This is a genomic window from Sphingobium sp. SG1, assembly GCF_057063145.1.
Genome location: NZ_JBVVOJ010000001.1, coordinates 159716 through 176717 on the forward strand (window position 1 = coordinate 159716; position 17002 = coordinate 176717).

Consider the following 17002-nt stretch of genomic DNA (forward strand, 5'->3'; position numbering starts at 1 on the left):
GGACCGCCTTTTGAGTTTCTACATGCGCACCGCGCGAGCGGACGACCTGCAGACCCTGTATGAAATGGCGAAGCTGACCGGTGGTGGCTTCACCAACCTGCCGCCCGATCGCGCCGCGCTGACCGCCAAGCTGGAGCGCACCGAACAGGCGCTCAGCCGGCAGGATGGCGGGATCAAGGATGATCTGATCGTCCTGGTGCTGGTCAATGCGCAGACCGGCCAGGTGCGCGGCACCTGTCAGATCTTCAGCACGGTGGGACAGAGCTGGCCCTTCTATTCCTATCGTCTGGGCGTGCTGACCCAGCACAGCCGCGAACTGGCCCGCACCTTCCGCGCACAAATGCTCTCGCTCACGACCGATCTGGAAGGATCGACCGAGGTTGGCGGCCTCTTCCTCCACCCGCGCGAACGGGCAGAGGGGCTTGGCCTGCTGCTCGCGCGCAGCCGCTATCTCTATATCCGCAACCATCGCGATCGCTTCGGCGACCGGGTGATTGCCGAATTGCGCGGCGTGATCGACGAAGCGGGCGGCTCGCCCTTCTGGGACGGCCTTGCCGGCCGCTTCTTCGGCATGAATTTCCAGGAGGCCGACGAGTTCAACGCCGTCAACGGCAACCAGTTCATCGCCGACCTGATGCCCAAGACGCCGATCTACACCGCAATGCTGACCGACAGCGCCCGCGCCGTCATCGGCCTGCCCCATCCCAATGGTCGCGCGGCTATGCGGATGCTGGAGACCGAGGGCTTCACGAACGCCGGCTATGTCGACATTTTCGACGGCGGCCCGACCATGGTGGGTCAGATCGACCAACTCCGCACCGTGGCCCAGGCACGCGACGTGACGCTGGCGGCGACCCATGACAAGGGCGGCGACAAGATGCTGGTGTCGACCGGCCTGCTCGCCGATTATCGCTGCACCTATGGCTATGTGCAGGAGGGCGAGGATGGCAGCATCTCGCTCGACGCGGCCAGCGCCGCGCTGCTGCAACTGGACGTCGGACAGGCATTCACCATGGCGGGGCGAGCATGAGCGTGCGCGAGATCAATTTCGACGGGCTGGTAGGGCCAAGCCATAATTATGCCGGCCTCAGCCTTGGCAATCTGGCCTCATCCCGCAATGCCGGCGCGGTGTCGCACCCCCGCGCCGCAGCCCTGCAGGGGATAGAAAAGATGCGCGGCAATCTGCGCCTCGGCCTTGCCCAGGGTATTTTCCTGCCGCAATGGCGTCCTGACGGCACCTGGCTCGCGACCTTGGGTACCGACATCAGCAATGCCGATCCGCATATCCGCGCCGCCGCCATGTCGGCCTCGTCGATGTGGGCCGCCAACGCCGCGACCGTCTCGCCGGCCGCCGACACAGCCGACGGACGCACCCACCTGACCGTCGCCAATCTCGTCACCATGGCGCATCGCAGCCATGAATGGCCCCAGACCCTGGCGCAACTGCGCCTCGCCTTTTCCGACACCCGCGCCTTTGCCGTGCATGGGCCCATCCCCGCGCCCTTTGGCGACGAAGGCGCGGCCAATCATATGCGCCTGTGCGACAGCCATGGCGCACCGGGCGTCGAGGTTTTCGTCTATGGCCAGTCGGGTGGCCCCTTCCCCGCCCGCCAGCATGTCGAGGCCAGCAAGGCCGTCGCCCGTATTCACGGCCTCGATCCGGCCCGCACCCTGTTCGTGCAGCAGTCGCAGGAGGCGATCGCTGCCGGCGCCTTCCACAATGACGTCATCGCCGTCGCCAATGAGCGCGTTCTCTTCACCCATGAACAGGCTTTCGCCGACAAGCAGGCCTTCTACGCCTCGCTGCGCACGCTGTTGCCGTCGGTGGAGATCGTCGAAGTGCCCGCCAGCGCCGTCAGCCTGGCCGATGCGATCAAGAGCTATTTGTTCAACGCGCAGCTCGTCACGCTTCCTGACGGCACCATGGCGTTGATCCTGCCAAGCGAGGCGCAGGCGGTCCCGGCCGTATGGTCCTGGCTGGAACAGATGGTTGCCGGCAATGGCCCGATCCGTCGCCTCATTCCCGTCGATGTCCGTCAGTCCATGGCCAATGGTGGCGGTCCCGCCTGCCTGCGCCTGCGCGTGGTCGCGGATCCAAAGGATATCGACCCGCGTTTCCTGGTCGATGAGCCGCGCCTGGATGAAATCGCCCGCATCGTTTCGGACTATTGGCCCGAAACCATTGCGCCCGACGACCTGTCCGACACGCGCCTTATTGCCCGGATCGAACAATCATGGTTAAGCCTTGTTGACCATTTGCAACTTTCGGGCGACTTAATGCCTTAGAAGATGGACGAGAGCCTCGGATGAGTCTGATGGAACGGATCAAACGCCTCTTCACGATCAAGACCAAGTTCGAGGCTTTCCTCGTGATCTACGCGCTCGCGCTGGGCGCCAGCGAGCGCGGCGTCGTCTATATGCATCAATATCCCGGCGTCGGCGGCCAGTTGCTCGCCCTCGCCTGCTCCGGTGCCGTCTTCATGGCGGGCGGAAAAATGCTCGATGCCCTGGAACTCCAGCGCAGTTACGGCTCTTGATACTGTCTGAACACCATTGCTCGCAAAGCAACACCAGTTCGCCGCACATAAGGGATATTACGTAGCCGCCACCCGTTGGTGAGGGTCTTTGTGCCTGCACCCAGATTTGGGAGAGGGTCAACCATGCCGGACGACATAAGCGACAGGAGTGTCACCGCTGCGGAACTGGTCCGCAACTTCGCCCATTGGCGTGAGATCGGCGCGCGACACCCCCTGCTGATAACCCATCATGGCCGCGAAACCCATGTCTTCATGGGGCTGGACCGGTTCAAGGCGCTCGCCAGCCAGGACGAGTTCGACCAGAATCCGGATCGATTGCGCGAACTGGCCGTGCGCATGGCCCAAGGCCTGATCCTGTGCCGCGCCGATTTTCGCATCGACCTGATCAATCCGGTCGCACTGGCCATGGCACGGCGTTGGGACCGTCGGCTTGAAGGGCAGATGCTGTGGGATGCGCTGCCCGAACTGGTCGGCACGCTGACCGAGGCGCATGCCCGGCATAGCCAGGTGTCCGGCGAAATCAGCGCTGCGGATATTCCCTCCCCCTTCCGCGACGATAGCTGGCTCCACGTCGAAACCTTTCCCTTCGCAGACGGGATCGGCCTGTTGCTGCGCGACATCACGTCCGACGTGCAGCGCCATCGGCTGGCCGACGTCAAATCGGCCATTCTCAAGGCGATGGGCATCCATGGCGGCGTCGGTTATGCCCGTCTCTCCAACCGGGGTTTCATCGAATATGTCGATGCCACCATCTGCACCCTGGTCGGGCTCCCCGAAGCCCGCCTGATCAACGCCTATATGACCGACCTCATCGCCCTGCCACAGCGGCCGCATTTCCGTCAGGAGCTGGAAGCGGTATTGCGCGGCGAGGGCGACCGCCGGGTCCAGGCCCATCTGCTCACCAATGGCGGCGCCTTGCTTCCCATGGAGGGCGCCCTCGTTCAACTGCGCGGCACCTACGGAACGGAGGGTGTCGTGCTAGTAATGACCCCGCCCTGCTTGAGCGAAAACGACCAAGCCGGACCCCAATGATGTAAAATCCAGCGGTCATAGCGGATTTGTCCGTGTCGACCGTTCAGTATCACCCCAAAATGTCCGAAAAGCCCCGAACACGCGGCTTCGGATTTACACAATTCGCACAAAATGTGCGCGAATTTCGCATACCGCTTTTTGAATGTTGCGCCTTTATTGGAGTGACATGCGGAACCCTCCTCTCCATGCGGTGCTTCGCCTCGCCCGACTGGGCCAGGCCATGTCCCGTCATGAGCGTGGCAGCGTGCTTGTCGAAGCCGCCTTCGCCCTCCCCCTGATGATCGTCCTGTTGCTCGGCATCCTGCTCTATGGCGGCTGGTTGATGACCGCCCATAGCCTGCAGCAGGCAGCCAATGACGCGGCACGCGCGGCCGTGGCCGGCATGACCGCGACCGAACGCCGGGCGCTGGTCGACGAAAGCGTCAATGCCAGCCGCCCATCCTTTCCGCTGCCGGGCGCGCAGACAATCGGCGTCGCCGCCAATTCCAATAGCGGCTATTATACCGTCACCCTGACCTATAATCTCAGCAACGCGCCCTTCTTTTCCGCCGCCATCTTCCCGATGCCCGCTGCCCAGATCCAGCGGAGCGCCGTCGTGCGGATCGCATCATGAACCAGCCGGACAAGCGCTTGCGCAACCTGCTCGTCGACAAGCGCGGCGGCATCAGTGTCCTGCTGGCGGGATCGCTATTCATGCTCGCCGGCGCCGCCACGGTCGCCGTCGACCTGGGATCGGTCTATCTCGCCAAGCGCCAGTTGCAGGGCGTGGCCGATGCGGCTGCGCTGGCGGCCAGCAGTGGCGGGCGATCGGCCGCCGAAGCCTTACTGACCAAGAGCGGCGTGCCCGGCGTGTCCCTGGTGGCGGTCCAGACCGGCTATTATGACCAGAATAGCGCAGTTGCGGTCGGCAATCGCTTCGTATCGGGCGACCCGCGCGCCAGCGCGATCCAGGTCCAGGTCCAGCGCCGTACCCCCCTGTTCTTCGGCCGCTTGCTGGTCGGCAAGGATGGCGTCGATGTGCGCGCCCATGCCACCGCCGCACGCTCCGACGCGGCAGCCTTCTCCATCGGCACCGGCCTTGCCTCGCTCAGCGGCGGCCTTCCCAACATGCTCCTGTCCGCCCTGGCCGGGACGGAACTTAATCTGTCGGTCATGGACTATCAGGGGCTGGCCAACCTGAACGTCGACCTGCTCCATTTCGCCGATGCGCTCAAGGTCCGCACCGGCCGCAATGATGCCGCCTATGGCGAGTTGTTCGGCGCCAATATTCCGCTGTCCGACGTCATCGGCGCTATTGCCGACACTGCGGACAATAGCGGCACGGCTGCCCTGCTCCGCAATATCGGCGGCAAGCTGCCGGGCAAGAGCGTCCGCCTCAGCGATGTCATCGACCTGGGGCCGATGAAGGGGACCGGCAGTTCGACCGGCCAGCCCAGCCTGCTGCTAGACTCCTTCTCGATGCTGCGCATGGTGCTGAGCCCGCCATCCTCGATCGCGGTGCCACTGGACCTGACCCTGAACGTTCCGGGCCTGACCACCACGCGGCTGAAGCTCGTCACCGGCACCGGCCAGGCCAGCACACCCCTGATCAGCATCACCAACGACAAGAATTTCATTTTGCGCACGGCGCAGACCCGTATCTTCCTGGAAAGCCGGGTCGCCACCCTGCTGACCGGGATCGCGACGATCCGAATCCCGCTCTATGTCGAACTGGCATCGGCCGAAGCGCAATTGTCGAATATCGTCTGCGATCAGGGTGCCATCAACAATGGCGTGACGCTGGCGGTCAAGCCGTCGATCGGGACGGCGGTGATCGGTGACGTCGATGAAGCCGCGCTCACCAATTTCTCGACGCCCGCCAATCCGCGTACCGCGACTCTGGCGTCGGTCCTCGGATCGCTGACCCAGGTCCATGCCTATGCCAATATCGCACTGGGCGGCGTGACCCAGCAGAATGTGCTGTTCACGCCCAGCGACATTTCCGGGCAGCAGAGCAAGACGGTCAGCACCCAGGATCTGACCCAAGGCGTCGCCTCCAGCCTGGCCAACCAGACCAAGGTCACGGTGACGCTCGCCGGCCTGCAACTGCCGCTTAGCCCGCTGCTGTCGCCCGTCATGAGCCTTCTGGGTGAAACGGCGCCGACTCTCGACGGCTTGCTGAGCAACCTCACCGCCATCCTTGGCGTGAAGTTGGGCACCGCGACGGTCAAGGTCCACCAGATGCGGTGCGGGATGCCCACCTTGGTCGCCTGATGCGCTAAGCGCTTGCCATCATTGCCGCCGGCTTGCAGGAACAGGCCATGGGCGCAATCATGCTGCAGGGAACCGGATCGGACGTCGGCAAATCGGTGCTGGTGGCGGGGCTATGCCGCGCCCTGCTCCGCCGGGGTTATCGCGTCCGGCCATTCAAGCCACAGAATATGTCGAACAATGCCGCCGTCACCGTGGACGGCGGCGAGATCGGCCGCGCACAGGCGCTGCAGGCGATCGCTTGCGGGGTCGAGGCGCATACGGACATGAACCCGGTACTGATGAAGCCCCAGGCCGACCGGACGTCCCAGTTGATCGTCCATGGCCAGGTGCGCGGCACATTGGGCAGCGGCAATTTCCGCAGTGCACGCGGGCAGTTGCTGGGCGCCGTGCTGGAAAGCTATGAGCGGCTGAAGGCGCAATGCGACATCGTCGTCGTCGAAGGCGCCGGATCACCGGCCGAGATCAACCTGCGCGCCGGCGACATTGCGAACATGGGCTTTGCCCGCGCCGCCGATGTACCGGTGCTGCTGGTCGGCGATATCGACCGGGGCGGCGTAATCGCGGCGATCGTCGGCACCAGGGCCGTCATCGACCCGGACGATGCCGCGATGATCCGCGGCTTCCTGATCAACAAGTTCCGCGGCGACCCCGCGCTGTTCGAGGATGGCTATCGCCAGATCGAAGCGCTGTCGGGGTGGCGCGGCTTTGGCGTCGTCCCCTGGCTGGAGGCGACCGCCCGTCTGCCCAGCGAGGATGCGGTGGTGCTGGAGCGGACAGCACAGCCCAGAACCGCGCGCACCATCATCGCCTGCCCCATTCTGCCGCGCATCTCCAATTTCGACGATCTCGACCCGTTCAAGCTCGATCCCGGCGTGGAATTGCGCATGGTGCCGCCCGGTCAGCCGATACCGGCCGAGGCCGCGCTGATCGTCCTGCCCGGCTCCAAGGCGACGATCGCCGACATGGCGGCCATGCGCGCGCAGGGGTGGGACATCGACATATTGGCGCATCATCGCCGCGGCGGCGCGATTCTGGGCATTTGCGGCGGATATCAGATGCTGGGGCGCCATATCGCCGATCCTGATGGCATCGAGGGACCGGCGGGCACGGTCGACGGCCTGGGGCTGCTCGACGTCGAAACGCGACTGTCGGCCGGCAAGCGGCTGGAACGGGTCGATGGCGTGGCGCTGGGCGCGGCCTTTGGCGGCTATGAGATGCATATCGGTGAAACGACCGGCCCCGACAGTGAGCGGCCCTTCGCACACCTTGGCGGCGATGCAGATGGCGCGATCAGCGCCGACGGCCGGGTGATGGGCACCTATGTCCATGGCCTGCTCGCCAGCAGCCCGCTGCGCGCGGCCCTGCTTGCCCGGCTGGGCATCGATGGCGGCGTGGCGGATTATGATAAGTCGGTCGACATGGCGCTGGATGCGATCGCCGCCCGGCTGGAAGAGCATCTGGACATCGACGCGATCGTCGCCTTGGCGCTGGGCTAAGCGCCCAGTTCCGGCCCATTTTATTCCTGTGAAAAAATGGTGCACCCGGAACGATTCGAACGTCCGACCCTCAGATTCGTAGTCTGATTTCGTGGATTTCCTGATGTTACCGGGTATTACCAAAGACCCAAAAACTCCAGATTTTACGCCGTTTACCGTTACCGACTGTTACCTGCGATTACCCTGAATAGAGGTCAACCGTATGCCAGCCGTATGAAGGTTATAGGATTTGACCTCCCGAATGGCAACAGACCCATTTCGATAAAATTGCTCGGGTCAATCCCCTGACAGAAATTTTTCCTCCCAATGGGCGTATGCCAATCTCCATACGCCTTCATACGCCCCATACAGGCACAAAAAAGGCCGGATTTCCGGCCTTTTTCATCAACAATGTATGGAAAGATCAGGCCGGGCGCGGGACGGGCAAATCGATCCAATACCAGCCGTTTTCGTCCTCATCCGGGGTCGGAGCATAAGCCCGGCCGACCGGCTTCCATACGGCGTCCCAGAACATCGGCTGAGGGACCATCCCCTCCTTCCACACCAAGATGGGGGTGGTGTCATGCTTGGCGTCAGCGAGTGGTTTCCACACGGGATTGGCCGCCGCGTGAAGCGCATCCCCGACCCGCTTCACCATGGCGTCAAAGCGCGGGGTTTCGCGATATTGGAGCAGGAGTTCGTATGCCTGATTGTGGTAATCCATTGTCCGGTCGAATTGTCCCTGTCAGAATGAACCGCCCCCTATAACGAATAAGATCGCGCTTGCGAATCACTTCGCCGTGTTTCATGGGCGCACGCGGCAGCGTCCCGCATTTGCGTGGAAGTTTCGCATCTTACCGTGATTGGCGTCGGACAGTGCTTTGAATCGGTTTTTCGGTCAAATACCGTCCGGCCGTCGGGGCGCTGCCACCCTCCCTGAAATCACTTCTGCGCCATCGCAAAAGTTAAAGTGGCGCACAATTTCGGTGTTGAAGTGTTCACTTCAACATTGAAAGTCCCGGTTTTCCGTGGATTTGCGCTTGCGAAGAACTGCAATTTGACAAGGGGGCACTATTCTGGGGTATGTAGTCACCAGACGGAGTATAGATCGATGAGTTATCAAGATCGCACTTCTGAGGTTTGGCCGGATACCGAAGCTCGGAAGCAACGACAGGAATTGCTGCTCGACCGGTTGTCGAAATTCTTCGATGAATTCGTCGAAGGCGACGGCGGCTGGGCCAAAGTCGAGAGAGAGCACATCGAAGAGACCCGCGAGATCGTTCAGGAGATCGTGGACCTCAAATTCGAGCGCGATCCCGATGGTGACCAGACCGTGGAAATCGCCATGGTGAACCGCCGAGAGGCGCGTATGGAAGCGATTATCGTTCCATACGGACCTTTGCACAAAGACCGCAACCAGCAGGGAACGGAACCCGAACTGGATGATGACGCGGCGGTAGCAGAGGACGAGGCCAAACTCGAACGGCTTCTCTATGCCCAGAGACGGGCCGCAGACGTCGTTGAGAGCGTCAACCGCGAACTCAGCCTGTATTACGAGATGCAGAGGTCGAGACGGGAATATCGAAGGAAATTCCAAGACTGGCTAGCCCGGCTGAATGATGTGTCTGAAAATGGCACATATGACGAGGCGCGCACAGCCCTTCTGGATTTCAGGTCCGCCTATGGGATGCAGGATGACTTGCTGCTCAAAGCTGACCCCTACCGAAAACGCATGGCTGATCGCTTCGGTGACGAAATGTCGCGACGCATTCAGGCATTAAAAATCAGCATCGATGGGGCACCCGACCGTGAACAGCTTAATGCTGTCCGCCGAGAATGCCGTTTCGAATTGGCTGTATTCGGCCCAACCGAAATGCGTGGTATATTCCGCGCCATCGACGCCAAGAAGAACGAATTGAAAGAAGCCGCAACATGAGCGCCATGCATTTTCTCGTCAAAAAGGACGGCGTGCAGTGGGATCGGACCAGTGAGTTCACTGGAACCGGGGGAATGAAACTCTCGATGCAAGACATGATTTCCACTGCGCATGGGCCGAAAACGGACGCGATGGCAGCGTATGACCGTGAGCTTCGGCGCATGGGCGCGGCTCTTCAGGATGCGATCGACTGGCGCGCCAAGATATTGCGTGAGGAATCCGATGCGAGCGTCGACATCGTCTTGGTCGATGGTCCTCGGTCCTACGACTGATCTGCGTTTCCTTCCCTAGATATTTGCCTCAGGGTTGATTTTTACGCTGCGTAAATTTACGTAGCATCGAATCATGGCATCCAGAGAACACCGTCTAGTAAACGTTGGCTCCGGCCGCGTGCGTGCGCCCCACCCTAAAGGTATTAGGGTGTTGGTGAAACGCGATCGCGATCGCTGGATAGGCTATGCAGTCGAAGGGGTCATCGACTTGGTGATCCCCAGACCGAGCGGAGCATGCGGCTATATTGTGTGCGGCGATGATGGCGAATATTACGACATCCGCAACACCAAGGATATCGTTCCCATCTGGGGCAACTAGCGGACGGTTGGTCGGGACAGTTCTATCGCCCGGTCAACCGTCAACAATTCCGTCAGCGCCGGGAAGACCTCAAAGTCGATCTCCCGTTCAGCGGACTGACGGAAATCCTCTAAATCACCCTTGATGCCATTCAGGAACTCGATCGACGTTCCACGGACCAGTTGCGCCACTTTATCGTCACTCGACGATAGTGCGGCGATTGTGTCCTCGATCTTGATGGCCATCTGAATGATGGCCTGAGCCTCAGGAGAGAGATACCACTGATCGAGAAGAGCGAGGATTTCCTCCTCTTCAGAACTGAGCCAGCGCTCACCGACATCCTGCGGGGTACGAAGATGGGGCTCAATTCCGCTGATCATATTGGTTCCTCAAATGACGCTATTGGTAAATCAACTCCATATACTCCACTTTATGAATAGGAGCAATACGGAGAGCCAAAACGTCACATGAGAGCTTTGTGTTCCCGATGAACCGCGCCCATGTCAGAGACCACGCAGGTGTAGAATATCTCAGCGGCATCGTGCGTTGGGAACGCAAGCAAGGTCATCGACCATTGCTGATAATCTCGATCTTTCACCAGACCGAGAAGCGAAATCACTTCCTGAATTTCCTGAAGCCACTCTATTCCGCGTTCGTGGCTGTAATCCCGATCCGATTCACAGCGGATCACATGACTGAATTCCTCATCCGGGCTGACACTGTAAAAGTATCGATTGGGCAATTCATGTCCTCCAGTGAATGGCCGCTATAACACAACTCCGGCCGGACCAGAAGCTATTTATGGGCCGAAGTGTTCCTCACTTCGTGTCACTTCAAAAATAGTTGTTGAGATCATTTCATCAACGGTGGTAGAAAATGTCAGTTGCCTGCTCTGAGAAACATTTGCCGACTAGCTATCGGACCGAATGCGGAGAGCAGGCGGACAAACACCAAGGCGACCCGGCTGTTCCAGTCAGGGTTTGTGTCGAGTGCCTATGCCGGTGGAACACGCCAATTCGGCGCAAAATTTCAAACGCGACGAACCGAAACTCGCAAGCGTTCTGAAAGCTGTCGCATCGCTTGGTTTCGAACTGGATATCTCGAATGACAATGTGATGTTGAGAGGTTCGGTTTGGGTAGTGATCGACCCTTTAATCCCCTAATTTCTCTAACTTGAAGTGGCGGGCGATATTGCCGACAAATGCGCCCAGAAACCCTGTTTTTCGATTCCAGTTGTCGCGGCCGTTTACATATTCAAGGTAGACATATCTGTCTGACACTTTTGTAACCGTGGCCGCCTCTCGTGACCACTCAGAGAACTCATTGCTCCGGCTCATGCGCGTCACGGAATCGCCGACTTTCAGCGTATCGAGAAAGGCAATACTCGACCAATCAACCCAATCCGTATCGATCATTGATGTCATCCTCATACCTCTACCTAGAGGTATAAGTGGTTGGCCGTTCGGTCAACACCAAAGCGGAATTTGGGTCAGCGCTCTACATGGGGGATATGAGGAAGCCTGTTTTGAGCCGGTAGGGTCGCGTTGGTGGATTTGGTTTTACAAGGCCCATCTCCACCATTTTGCTAAATAATGGATGAGCAGATTTACTGACGTCCAGTGCCATAATTGCGGCACCCTTTTCAAAAAAGCGAACAAAGAACTCAACCGTCGGAAACGGCTCGGTAAAACTGAGATGTTTTGCGGAATGAAATGTGCGAGTATCAAAACAAAGCACAATCTTCCGGATACGGTCAGTTCACCAGAGCACATGAGTAAAATGGCTTCCAAGGCAGCGGAAGCCAACCGTCGATATTATGGCGAAGATGCAATATTCCAGCCATACATTCGACGAGCACAACAGCGCAAGAAATGGTCCTGCGACCTGACTATCCAATATTTGCAGGATTTATGGCTGAGGCAGAATGGGCGATGCGCCGTTTCCAATATTCCTCTGGAGCACGCGGTCCTCACAACCGACCATAATGTAATGGCCTCGCTGGATCGTATCGATTCCACTCTCGGGTATATCCAAGGTAATGTCCAATTCCTGTCGTGTGCATTAAACTGGGCAAAATGGCAGAGGTCCGACGACAGCCTTCGAGCACTTCTTTCGTTGATAGTAGATAATAGTTGCATTACCACCTTCAATGACGTAAATAAGTCCAGTCATTGTTGACCAAGGCGGAATAAGTTTTCAAGACGGGGCTCTCGGATGCCCCCGCCTCCACCATCTGCTACGATATCGTGGCTACACTGCCGAGTAGTGTTTATTCTCGTAGCAGTTGATGGGGGCGAAAGGGATCGATTGGGAACACTAAAGGCTGAGCGAGATGATCGGAAGAAGCGCCGGGGCTATGCCCGCAGCTAAACTCTTAAATGTCAATGACAACACTGACATGGTTGCCGTCGCCGCGTAAGCGGTGATTTATCCCTGAGACTTTCGCCGGGTTTCCCTTGGAAACAGAAGCAAACCCGTCACCCCGACTACACAGAACGCTTGGTGGAGTGTATGAAACACGACATGAAAGCCACGAACCTCGGCATGAGAGCATGTAGTGGGTCTGTGTAGTCGGGACCCATTTTCGTCAACAGGTTCCGCGCGAGGTTCTCAGCGACGGTTGACCAGACACCAAGTCCTGACCACATAAAAAGACCCGACACCAAGAGGTGCCGGGTCAGGGTGAAGTTTCGCCTAAAAGACAAACCTTCGGGTCGCAAACACGTCATATCAACGATTTGTGACTAATGTAATACCCCGGAAGGGGTATGAGAAAATATTGCGACCAGAAATTCGAATAGCCTACGTTGGTTAGATGATACCACCATCATATCTCCAGCGTGACGTTCGCTTTCGCGCCATCATAGACCACATAGCATACACGATATCGGAGAAGGCCACAGAAGCTGACGATCGGGAGGCGATCTATCGTATCGCCCATGAAACTGCCAACGCCCTTCTCACATTCATTTACGATGAAGATCGCGAGATCAGCGTGCTGAGGCATGAGCGCGATCATTTCCGCGATGCCTACTTCGAACTGGCTATGCGGACGCCGACCATGCCGCTTCCGCTCCAAAACAACGATTAGATCACTTCAAGAAAGCGCTTGCCGTCCGTTCAGCGATCGCCGCCAGCATGGCGCGCTTCTCCGGTGTGCGGCGCGCTCCATTGTTGCGGAGGGCGTCGACACCAAAGGTTTCTTCATCGATACCAGCGACCGCCTTCCGGCGGTCAACATCGGCGAGAAACAGATCAAGGCTCATCGTGACCATGTGGATCATATAGCTCCAAAAGCGCGGGATTTCCACCCTCTTCCTCAATGCGCCGTGTGAGGTATTTATGATCCAAACCGGTTGAAATTCCATAAAGGAATTGGGCTTGCCGGAGCATCGCCAGATCACCCTTGGATACTTCATGTTGACCAAGGCGGTCGGCAATCATGTCCTCGATTGGAGGTATGACAATCTCCCCTTCCCGAACGGTGAGGCGGATACACCGATCCCTATCGGCTCTTCCTTCAAAGTAGCCGCCAGAAACCTGTTCAACGCCATAGTTGGGCGTGTCTGGGTGATACCATCCACCAAGGCCGTGCCCGCTGCTTAGGTCTCGAACAAAGCCCGCCTCCTCCATTGCGGCGGAGAATGCGTCGTCGGCCGCCACGACATCAAAATCATTCGACTGGAAACTACCCTTTGTGTGCAGGGCAACTGCTGCGCCGCCTACCAGAATGGCATGGCCGCCAGTGAGCGCGTTATATTCGGAGAAGCCAGTGGCCAGCTTCTCAACCGCCGCAAGATAGTCTGCTGGGAACGCCATGATCACCTCGATAGAACGTGATGCTTGATACCACTTTTTATTAGCATTGGCTACGCAAAAGATATTGAGAACGCATGCGCGGCTTCGCCATCATCCCCACATGGCTCTACGTGAAAGACCGGTCGCTGACGAACAGGATGGTATGGTCCGGCAGGCGAAGTAACTGGGGAGTGTATGCAGGGTCGGCGGATGCGCCGGATCAAAGCGCAAGGATAAAGAACCCGGTCCATAGAGACGACAGCGCCAATTAACATAAGCCAGCCGGGTGGCCATAGAAGGCTCCCTGTCTCAGATGCAGGGGAAGTGGCCTTGCCCAACGGACATGCCGGTCGGGCGGCAGGTAACGGGCTCCTCACCTTGGCAGCGAGGGTATTATCCCGATCCCGGATAGAGGGCGGAGCCGAGGTTCCGCCCTCACCCATTATCAGTTGAAATCATGCTCGGTCGGAACGTCTACCGTCTTGCGCTCACCAGTTTCGTCGTCGACGACCGTGAGAGCAATCACTTCATTCTCTTCTGACGTCCCATATTCGCCATAGACTTTCTCAGTGTGGAAAGTCTTCTCATGCATGTCCTCGACCAGATTTCCCGTCCTGTGAGCGAGATAGCGGAGCATGCCTTCGTCCATGGGGTTTTCGGGTGAATGTTCGGTTAGGCTGGCTGGTTCGCCGGTTCCGGCCATGATCCGTCTCATCTCTTCATGCTTCTGTGCTCGCGTCGCCATTATGGGTCTCCTATTGGGTTGCCTCCTTATAATGTTGGTCGACATTCGAAATGGCAATGGCTCGCGACACGACCGAAATCGTCACGCAGGCTAGACAGTTGCAAATCTCGGTTATGCCTCTCAATTTCCGATAAATATCGGCGTATGTGTGAGATCATCCCGTTCCCCAAGGAATATAAATGGAAAGCTGCCGCCGAGTATTTTGCTGGCCGCATCGTCCACCATCTGTCGATCCGATTGGAGGATGAGGGATACAACCCTCAGCAATGGATGATCGAGGAAGATGTCCAGAGGGTCATCGACGTGATGTGGGACGGAGACCCTGCGATTTTCGAGGTTTCCGACATCAGACAGTTGGATGGACAGGCGGAAATGTTTGTCGATCACCAGTGGCAAAATTATGTCCACTGATGGGTTGATAGCATCTTAAAAGGTGGTATTGAACGTCCGACTTTATAGGGATTTCGATTATGACCGATCATCAGGTATCCATACACCCCATGGTTCCGCAAGACATCTTGCAGCCGCAATATGAGGTTTACGCCGATGGCCAACGCGTTGCGGTCTTCATGTTTATTTCAGGTAGGAATTTCATCGATCTTGTGGAAGGGCGAGACGAGGTAACCACCGATTGTTGGGTGATTGACCTCAAAACTGGCAAGAAATATGAAAACCTCCATTATGACACATTGGAGGGCATATCAAAGTTGATGACGCGAATTTACAAATTCGGTTTCACTTGTGCAGATTATTTCCCATGATCTATCCCGGAATGAATGCCGAACTCGATCGTCCCCATTTCGGTGTTGCTTGCGCGGGTCCTCGACACTCTCACTAACCTGAGGTTTGAGCAATTTGGCCTTCTATGTCGACCACCAGTGGCAAAATTATATTCACTGATCGCTTGACCGCATCATAAAAAGTAGTATGGTGGCGTCATTAGATGGAGACATATGATGACGACCGCGACCAAGATCACGATCAAGCCCGTCGGTGGCCTCATGCACATGAACGAGCATGATGTCTACGTCGATGGTGAGCACGTCGCCCGCTTCATGTTCATCCGCACGAACGACGTGTATCGTGATGGCAATGGCTCGCGTCGAACCAATATCCGCTGCAATAGCTGGGTCGAAGACGTGAAGTCGGGCAAGCGGTTCGACAATCTCGGCTACTGCTGGTTCCGCGATATTACGCGCGACATGCGTGACCTCTATGGTCGCGGCCAGACCTACGCGGACATGTTCTGATGGTCCCGAACATCAAGGTGATCCGCGACCTGCGCGCGGAACTCGACGACATCACGGTCCCGCATCAGCGCGTTGAAGCCGCCCAGCGCTGGCTCCGCAATGGCGAGAACACGCCGGGATATCAGTTCGAGATAAAGATCACCCAACTGCGGGGCATCTGGGTCGCGACGCTCATCTATGGTTTTGGTGGACATTCGCCGACCCGGAGCAATATCCTCGCCGAGATCGATCTGTAGGAAGCGCTATGCCAAGCCTTGATGAAGTTTCGGCACGCCAATGGCTGCAAATGCTGCTGACGACGAAAATGAAGACCTACGCTGTTTTCGATCACGTTCGCGCTGGCGAGGAAATTCCCTCTACCTCCGTGTCGGTCGCGGAGGAAATGGTCGAGGCCGGTTGGCTCGAACGCACCGAAAAAGGCTTCGCCATCACGGACGACGGCCAGCGCCATATCGATTCTTTCTGAGGAAATCACCGTGCCGAACTACCACCTGTATCCCGTCACCGTTGAAGTGGCTGAATATTTCCACGACGTTCAATGCGTGGTCGAGGCAACCGCCTATGAACGTCAGGCGCTCAACGAGCTTCACAGCAATTTCATGGGACGTTCGTGGGTCGAAGCCGGTTTCGGCTATTATCCCGCCGTGGGCACGTTCGGAGGCGAACAGATTACGATCTGCGTCAGCAAGGCGAAGGTGAATGACCGCATGATCCTTTTCTACTATGCGTCTTCCCCGGTCGTAAATCATGACCTGATCGACGTTTGGCTTCTGGCCAATCTCCCCGACGCCGTTAAGAAAAATGGCGGAACGGGTATCATCCGGACAGACGCGGCCAACTTCGACAACATTTTTGAAGAGGAGATGACCCAATGAGCGAGGGTATGTCCCGCGAGGAAATCCTCGCGCTGCTCAAGAGTGAAATCTCGGTCTCAGTGGAGACGTCATCCGACTATGAGGGTGATCGGGTGTTCCTGCGCGTCCGGGTAGCGGTATCGTTCGCTGGCGAGGAAGTTGCCAGCGATAGCGACAGCATATCGGTGGGGTGATCAGAAACTCCTGATATTTTTCGTAAGTCCGCTACGACTTTCTCCATTTCATCAAGAGTAGCGTTGCTTTTCAGCAAATTAGCGCGGTACGATATGACGCGCACATTGCCTTTGACATAACCTAGCTCCGGTAAAATTTTGTCTATCGACGGTGACGAGTTTTGCGGTCCTTTTGAACCAATAGCAATATTGGGTTCAAGAGTGATTCCCAATATAGGGCAGACTTCAGGGAGTATGATATCGTCGATCGTTAGATTGAATGGGATTCCCTTCGCCTTAGCGCGAGCTTTGGTTCTTTGGAGCATATCGCGTTCGATCGTAGATCGTTTTCGTTCTCGCAACGCGACTGCATTGTTCC

At 57.8% G+C, this 17002-nt stretch carries 25 protein-coding genes and 1 other RNA gene; 19 read left to right on the forward strand and 7 right to left on the reverse strand.

Annotated features, from left to right (window positions below):
• Positions 1–10: 10 nt before the first annotated feature.
• The 7 genes from AC0KVN_RS00685 to AC0KVN_RS00715 all read left to right on the forward strand — a co-directional run bounded on the left by AC0KVN_RS00685 (position 11) and on the right by AC0KVN_RS00715 (position 7318).
• Positions 11–1030 (forward strand): arginine N-succinyltransferase, encoded by a 1020-nt coding sequence (locus AC0KVN_RS00685; protein WP_037506629.1) that lies wholly within the window; start codon positions 11–13, stop codon positions 1028–1030.
• Positions 1027–2286: an N-succinylarginine dihydrolase gene (locus AC0KVN_RS00690; protein ID WP_435567471.1), complete on the forward strand. Its 1260-nt coding sequence runs from the start codon at positions 1027–1029 to the stop codon at positions 2284–2286. Before AC0KVN_RS00685 ends, AC0KVN_RS00690 begins: the two co-directional genes overlap by 4 nt.
• Before the next feature lie 29 nt (positions 2287–2315).
• On the forward strand, positions 2316–2537 hold the full coding sequence (locus tag AC0KVN_RS00695) for a hypothetical protein (RefSeq protein ID WP_029547748.1): 222 nt from the start codon (positions 2316–2318) through the stop codon (positions 2535–2537).
• A gap of 123 nt (positions 2538–2660) precedes the next feature.
• Positions 2661–3569: a histidine kinase gene (locus tag AC0KVN_RS00700; protein ID WP_069336973.1), complete on the forward strand. Its 909-nt coding sequence runs from the start codon at positions 2661–2663 to the stop codon at positions 3567–3569.
• Between the two features lie 166 nt (positions 3570–3735).
• Positions 3736–4182, forward strand: coding sequence for a TadE/TadG family type IV pilus assembly protein (locus tag AC0KVN_RS00705; RefSeq protein ID WP_037506839.1), 447 nt, complete (start codon positions 3736–3738; stop codon positions 4180–4182).
• A complete protein-coding gene (locus AC0KVN_RS00710) occupies positions 4179–5822 on the forward strand; it encodes a TadG family pilus assembly protein (protein WP_435567470.1) in 1644 nt (547 codons plus the stop codon). Before AC0KVN_RS00705 ends, AC0KVN_RS00710 begins: the two co-directional genes overlap by 4 nt.
• 47 nt (positions 5823–5869) lie before the next feature.
• The gene (locus tag AC0KVN_RS00715) at positions 5870–7318 is read left to right on the forward strand and encodes a cobyric acid synthase (RefSeq protein ID WP_483655221.1); all 1449 of its coding nucleotides are present in this window, start codon (positions 5870–5872) and stop codon (positions 7316–7318) included.
• A 403-nt stretch (positions 7319–7721) separates the two neighbouring features.
• On the opposite strand, the gene AC0KVN_RS00720 is transcribed toward AC0KVN_RS00715, so the two are convergent.
• Positions 7722–8021 carry a hypothetical protein gene (locus tag AC0KVN_RS00720; protein ID WP_483655222.1) on the reverse strand — a complete coding sequence of 100 codons (300 nt, stop codon included), beginning with the start codon at positions 8019–8021 and terminating at the stop codon, positions 7722–7724.
• Positions 8022–8408: 387 nt separating this feature from the next.
• Here AC0KVN_RS00720 and AC0KVN_RS00725 point away from each other — a divergent pair, with 387 nt between their 5' ends.
• From AC0KVN_RS00725 to AC0KVN_RS00735, 3 genes are all read left to right on the forward strand, one after another.
• Positions 8409–9233 carry a hypothetical protein gene (locus AC0KVN_RS00725; protein ID WP_483655223.1) on the forward strand — a complete coding sequence of 275 codons (825 nt, stop codon included), beginning with the start codon at positions 8409–8411 and terminating at the stop codon, positions 9231–9233.
• Positions 9230–9505, forward strand: coding sequence for a hypothetical protein (locus AC0KVN_RS00730; RefSeq protein ID WP_483655224.1), 276 nt, complete (start codon positions 9230–9232; stop codon positions 9503–9505). The genes AC0KVN_RS00725 and AC0KVN_RS00730 overlap by 4 nt, the downstream gene beginning before the upstream one ends.
• A 154-nt stretch (positions 9506–9659) precedes the next feature.
• Complete coding sequence (locus tag AC0KVN_RS00735; RefSeq protein ID WP_483655225.1) at positions 9660–9824, forward strand: hypothetical protein; 165 nt, start codon at positions 9660–9662, stop codon at positions 9822–9824.
• Here the strand turns inward: AC0KVN_RS00735 and AC0KVN_RS00740 are convergent.
• The 3 genes from AC0KVN_RS00740 to AC0KVN_RS00750 all read right to left on the reverse strand — a co-directional run bounded on the left by AC0KVN_RS00740 (position 9821) and on the right by AC0KVN_RS00750 (position 11218).
• Positions 9821–10183 (reverse strand): hypothetical protein, encoded by a 363-nt coding sequence (locus AC0KVN_RS00740; RefSeq protein ID WP_483655226.1) that lies wholly within the window; start codon positions 10181–10183, stop codon positions 9821–9823. The genes AC0KVN_RS00735 and AC0KVN_RS00740 overlap by 4 nt on opposite strands.
• An 83-nt stretch (positions 10184–10266) precedes the next feature.
• Positions 10267–10545, reverse strand: a complete 279-nt coding sequence (locus AC0KVN_RS00745) for a hypothetical protein (protein WP_483655227.1) — start codon at positions 10543–10545, stop codon at positions 10267–10269.
• A 409-nt stretch (positions 10546–10954) separates the two neighbouring features.
• The gene (locus tag AC0KVN_RS00750; protein WP_483655228.1) at positions 10955–11218 is read right to left on the reverse strand and encodes a hypothetical protein; all 264 of its coding nucleotides are present in this window, start codon (positions 11216–11218) and stop codon (positions 10955–10957) included.
• A 181-nt stretch (positions 11219–11399) separates the two neighbouring features.
• On the opposite strand from AC0KVN_RS00750, the gene AC0KVN_RS00755 reads away from it, so the two are divergent.
• Positions 11400–11981: a hypothetical protein gene (locus AC0KVN_RS00755; RefSeq protein WP_483655229.1), complete on the forward strand. Its 582-nt coding sequence runs from the start codon at positions 11400–11402 to the stop codon at positions 11979–11981.
• Positions 11932–12280, forward strand: a transfer-messenger RNA (tmRNA) gene (gene ssrA / locus AC0KVN_RS00760). Before AC0KVN_RS00755 ends, ssrA begins: the two co-directional genes overlap by 50 nt.
• Positions 12281–12895: 615 nt before the next feature.
• Here ssrA and AC0KVN_RS00765 read toward each other — a convergent pair.
• The 3 genes from AC0KVN_RS00765 to AC0KVN_RS00775 form a co-directional block, all read right to left on the reverse strand.
• Positions 12896–13087 (reverse strand): hypothetical protein, encoded by a 192-nt coding sequence (locus tag AC0KVN_RS00765; protein WP_483655230.1) that lies wholly within the window; start codon positions 13085–13087, stop codon positions 12896–12898.
• On the reverse strand, positions 13059–13622 hold the full coding sequence (locus AC0KVN_RS00770) for a hypothetical protein (RefSeq protein WP_483655231.1): 564 nt from the start codon (positions 13620–13622) through the stop codon (positions 13059–13061). The genes AC0KVN_RS00765 and AC0KVN_RS00770 overlap by 29 nt, the downstream gene beginning before the upstream one ends.
• A 424-nt stretch (positions 13623–14046) precedes the next feature.
• A complete protein-coding gene (locus AC0KVN_RS00775) occupies positions 14047–14346 on the reverse strand; it encodes a hypothetical protein (RefSeq protein WP_483655232.1) in 300 nt (99 codons plus the stop codon).
• 144 nt (positions 14347–14490) lie between these two features.
• On the opposite strand from AC0KVN_RS00775, the gene AC0KVN_RS00780 reads away from it, so the two are divergent.
• The 7 genes from AC0KVN_RS00780 to AC0KVN_RS00810 all read left to right on the forward strand — a co-directional run bounded on the left by AC0KVN_RS00780 (position 14491) and on the right by AC0KVN_RS00810 (position 16644).
• On the forward strand, positions 14491–14757 hold the full coding sequence (locus AC0KVN_RS00780) for a hypothetical protein (protein ID WP_483655233.1): 267 nt from the start codon (positions 14491–14493) through the stop codon (positions 14755–14757).
• A gap of 59 nt (positions 14758–14816) precedes the next feature.
• Positions 14817–15107: a hypothetical protein gene (locus AC0KVN_RS00785; protein ID WP_483655234.1), complete on the forward strand. Its 291-nt coding sequence runs from the start codon at positions 14817–14819 to the stop codon at positions 15105–15107.
• 192 nt (positions 15108–15299) lie between these two features.
• Entirely contained in the window at positions 15300–15596 is a 297-nt protein-coding gene (locus AC0KVN_RS00790) for a hypothetical protein (RefSeq protein WP_483655235.1), read from the forward strand.
• A complete protein-coding gene (locus AC0KVN_RS00795; protein ID WP_483655236.1) occupies positions 15596–15832 on the forward strand; it encodes a hypothetical protein in 237 nt (78 codons plus the stop codon). The genes AC0KVN_RS00790 and AC0KVN_RS00795 overlap by 1 nt, the downstream gene beginning before the upstream one ends.
• An 8-nt stretch (positions 15833–15840) precedes the next feature.
• On the forward strand, positions 15841–16062 hold the full coding sequence (locus tag AC0KVN_RS00800) for a hypothetical protein (RefSeq protein ID WP_483655237.1): 222 nt from the start codon (positions 15841–15843) through the stop codon (positions 16060–16062).
• Positions 16063–16072: 10 nt separating this feature from the next.
• Positions 16073–16471 (forward strand): hypothetical protein, encoded by a 399-nt coding sequence (locus AC0KVN_RS00805; protein ID WP_483655238.1) that lies wholly within the window; start codon positions 16073–16075, stop codon positions 16469–16471.
• Positions 16468–16644, forward strand: a complete 177-nt coding sequence (locus AC0KVN_RS00810; RefSeq protein ID WP_483655239.1) for a hypothetical protein — start codon at positions 16468–16470, stop codon at positions 16642–16644. Before AC0KVN_RS00805 ends, AC0KVN_RS00810 begins: the two co-directional genes overlap by 4 nt.
• The last annotated feature ends 358 nt before the right edge of the window (positions 16645–17002 follow it).

Excerpts from the sequence above, each read along its gene's own strand:
- AC0KVN_RS00785 (WP_483655234.1), top strand. The coding sequence starts at position 14,817 with ATGACCGATCATCAGGTATCCATACACCCCATGGTTCCGCAAGACATC.
- AC0KVN_RS00750 (WP_483655228.1), bottom strand. The coding sequence starts at position 11,218 with ATGATCGATACGGATTGGGTTGATTGGTCGAGTATTGCCTTTCTCGAT.
- AC0KVN_RS00690 (WP_435567471.1), top strand. The coding sequence starts at position 1,027 with ATGAGCGTGCGCGAGATCAATTTCGACGGGCTGGTAGGGCCAAGCCAT.
- AC0KVN_RS00720 (WP_483655222.1), bottom strand. The coding sequence starts at position 8,021 with ATGGATTACCACAATCAGGCATACGAACTCCTGCTCCAATATCGCGAA.
- AC0KVN_RS00770 (WP_483655231.1), bottom strand. The coding sequence starts at position 13,622 with ATGGCGTTCCCAGCAGACTATCTTGCGGCGGTTGAGAAGCTGGCCACT.
- AC0KVN_RS00755 (WP_483655229.1), top strand. The coding sequence starts at position 11,400 with ATGAGCAGATTTACTGACGTCCAGTGCCATAATTGCGGCACCCTTTTC.
- AC0KVN_RS00705 (WP_037506839.1), top strand. The coding sequence starts at position 3,736 with ATGCGGAACCCTCCTCTCCATGCGGTGCTTCGCCTCGCCCGACTGGGC.
- AC0KVN_RS00775 (WP_483655232.1), bottom strand. The coding sequence starts at position 14,346 with ATGGCGACGCGAGCACAGAAGCATGAAGAGATGAGACGGATCATGGCC.
- AC0KVN_RS00740 (WP_483655226.1), bottom strand. The coding sequence starts at position 10,183 with ATGATCAGCGGAATTGAGCCCCATCTTCGTACCCCGCAGGATGTCGGT.
- AC0KVN_RS00715 (WP_483655221.1), top strand. The coding sequence starts at position 5,870 with ATGGGCGCAATCATGCTGCAGGGAACCGGATCGGACGTCGGCAAATCG.
- AC0KVN_RS00800 (WP_483655237.1), top strand. The coding sequence starts at position 15,841 with ATGCCAAGCCTTGATGAAGTTTCGGCACGCCAATGGCTGCAAATGCTG.
- AC0KVN_RS00730 (WP_483655224.1), top strand. The coding sequence starts at position 9,230 with ATGAGCGCCATGCATTTTCTCGTCAAAAAGGACGGCGTGCAGTGGGAT.
- AC0KVN_RS00710 (WP_435567470.1), top strand. The coding sequence starts at position 4,179 with ATGAACCAGCCGGACAAGCGCTTGCGCAACCTGCTCGTCGACAAGCGC.
- AC0KVN_RS00700 (WP_069336973.1), top strand. The coding sequence starts at position 2,661 with ATGCCGGACGACATAAGCGACAGGAGTGTCACCGCTGCGGAACTGGTC.
- AC0KVN_RS00725 (WP_483655223.1), top strand. The coding sequence starts at position 8,409 with ATGAGTTATCAAGATCGCACTTCTGAGGTTTGGCCGGATACCGAAGCT.
- AC0KVN_RS00810 (WP_483655239.1), top strand. The coding sequence starts at position 16,468 with ATGAGCGAGGGTATGTCCCGCGAGGAAATCCTCGCGCTGCTCAAGAGT.
- AC0KVN_RS00790 (WP_483655235.1), top strand. The coding sequence starts at position 15,300 with ATGATGACGACCGCGACCAAGATCACGATCAAGCCCGTCGGTGGCCTC.
- AC0KVN_RS00780 (WP_483655233.1), top strand. The coding sequence starts at position 14,491 with ATGTGTGAGATCATCCCGTTCCCCAAGGAATATAAATGGAAAGCTGCC.
- AC0KVN_RS00765 (WP_483655230.1), bottom strand. The coding sequence starts at position 13,087 with ATGATCCACATGGTCACGATGAGCCTTGATCTGTTTCTCGCCGATGTT.
- AC0KVN_RS00795 (WP_483655236.1), top strand. The coding sequence starts at position 15,596 with ATGGTCCCGAACATCAAGGTGATCCGCGACCTGCGCGCGGAACTCGAC.
- AC0KVN_RS00695 (WP_029547748.1), top strand. The coding sequence starts at position 2,316 with ATGGAACGGATCAAACGCCTCTTCACGATCAAGACCAAGTTCGAGGCT.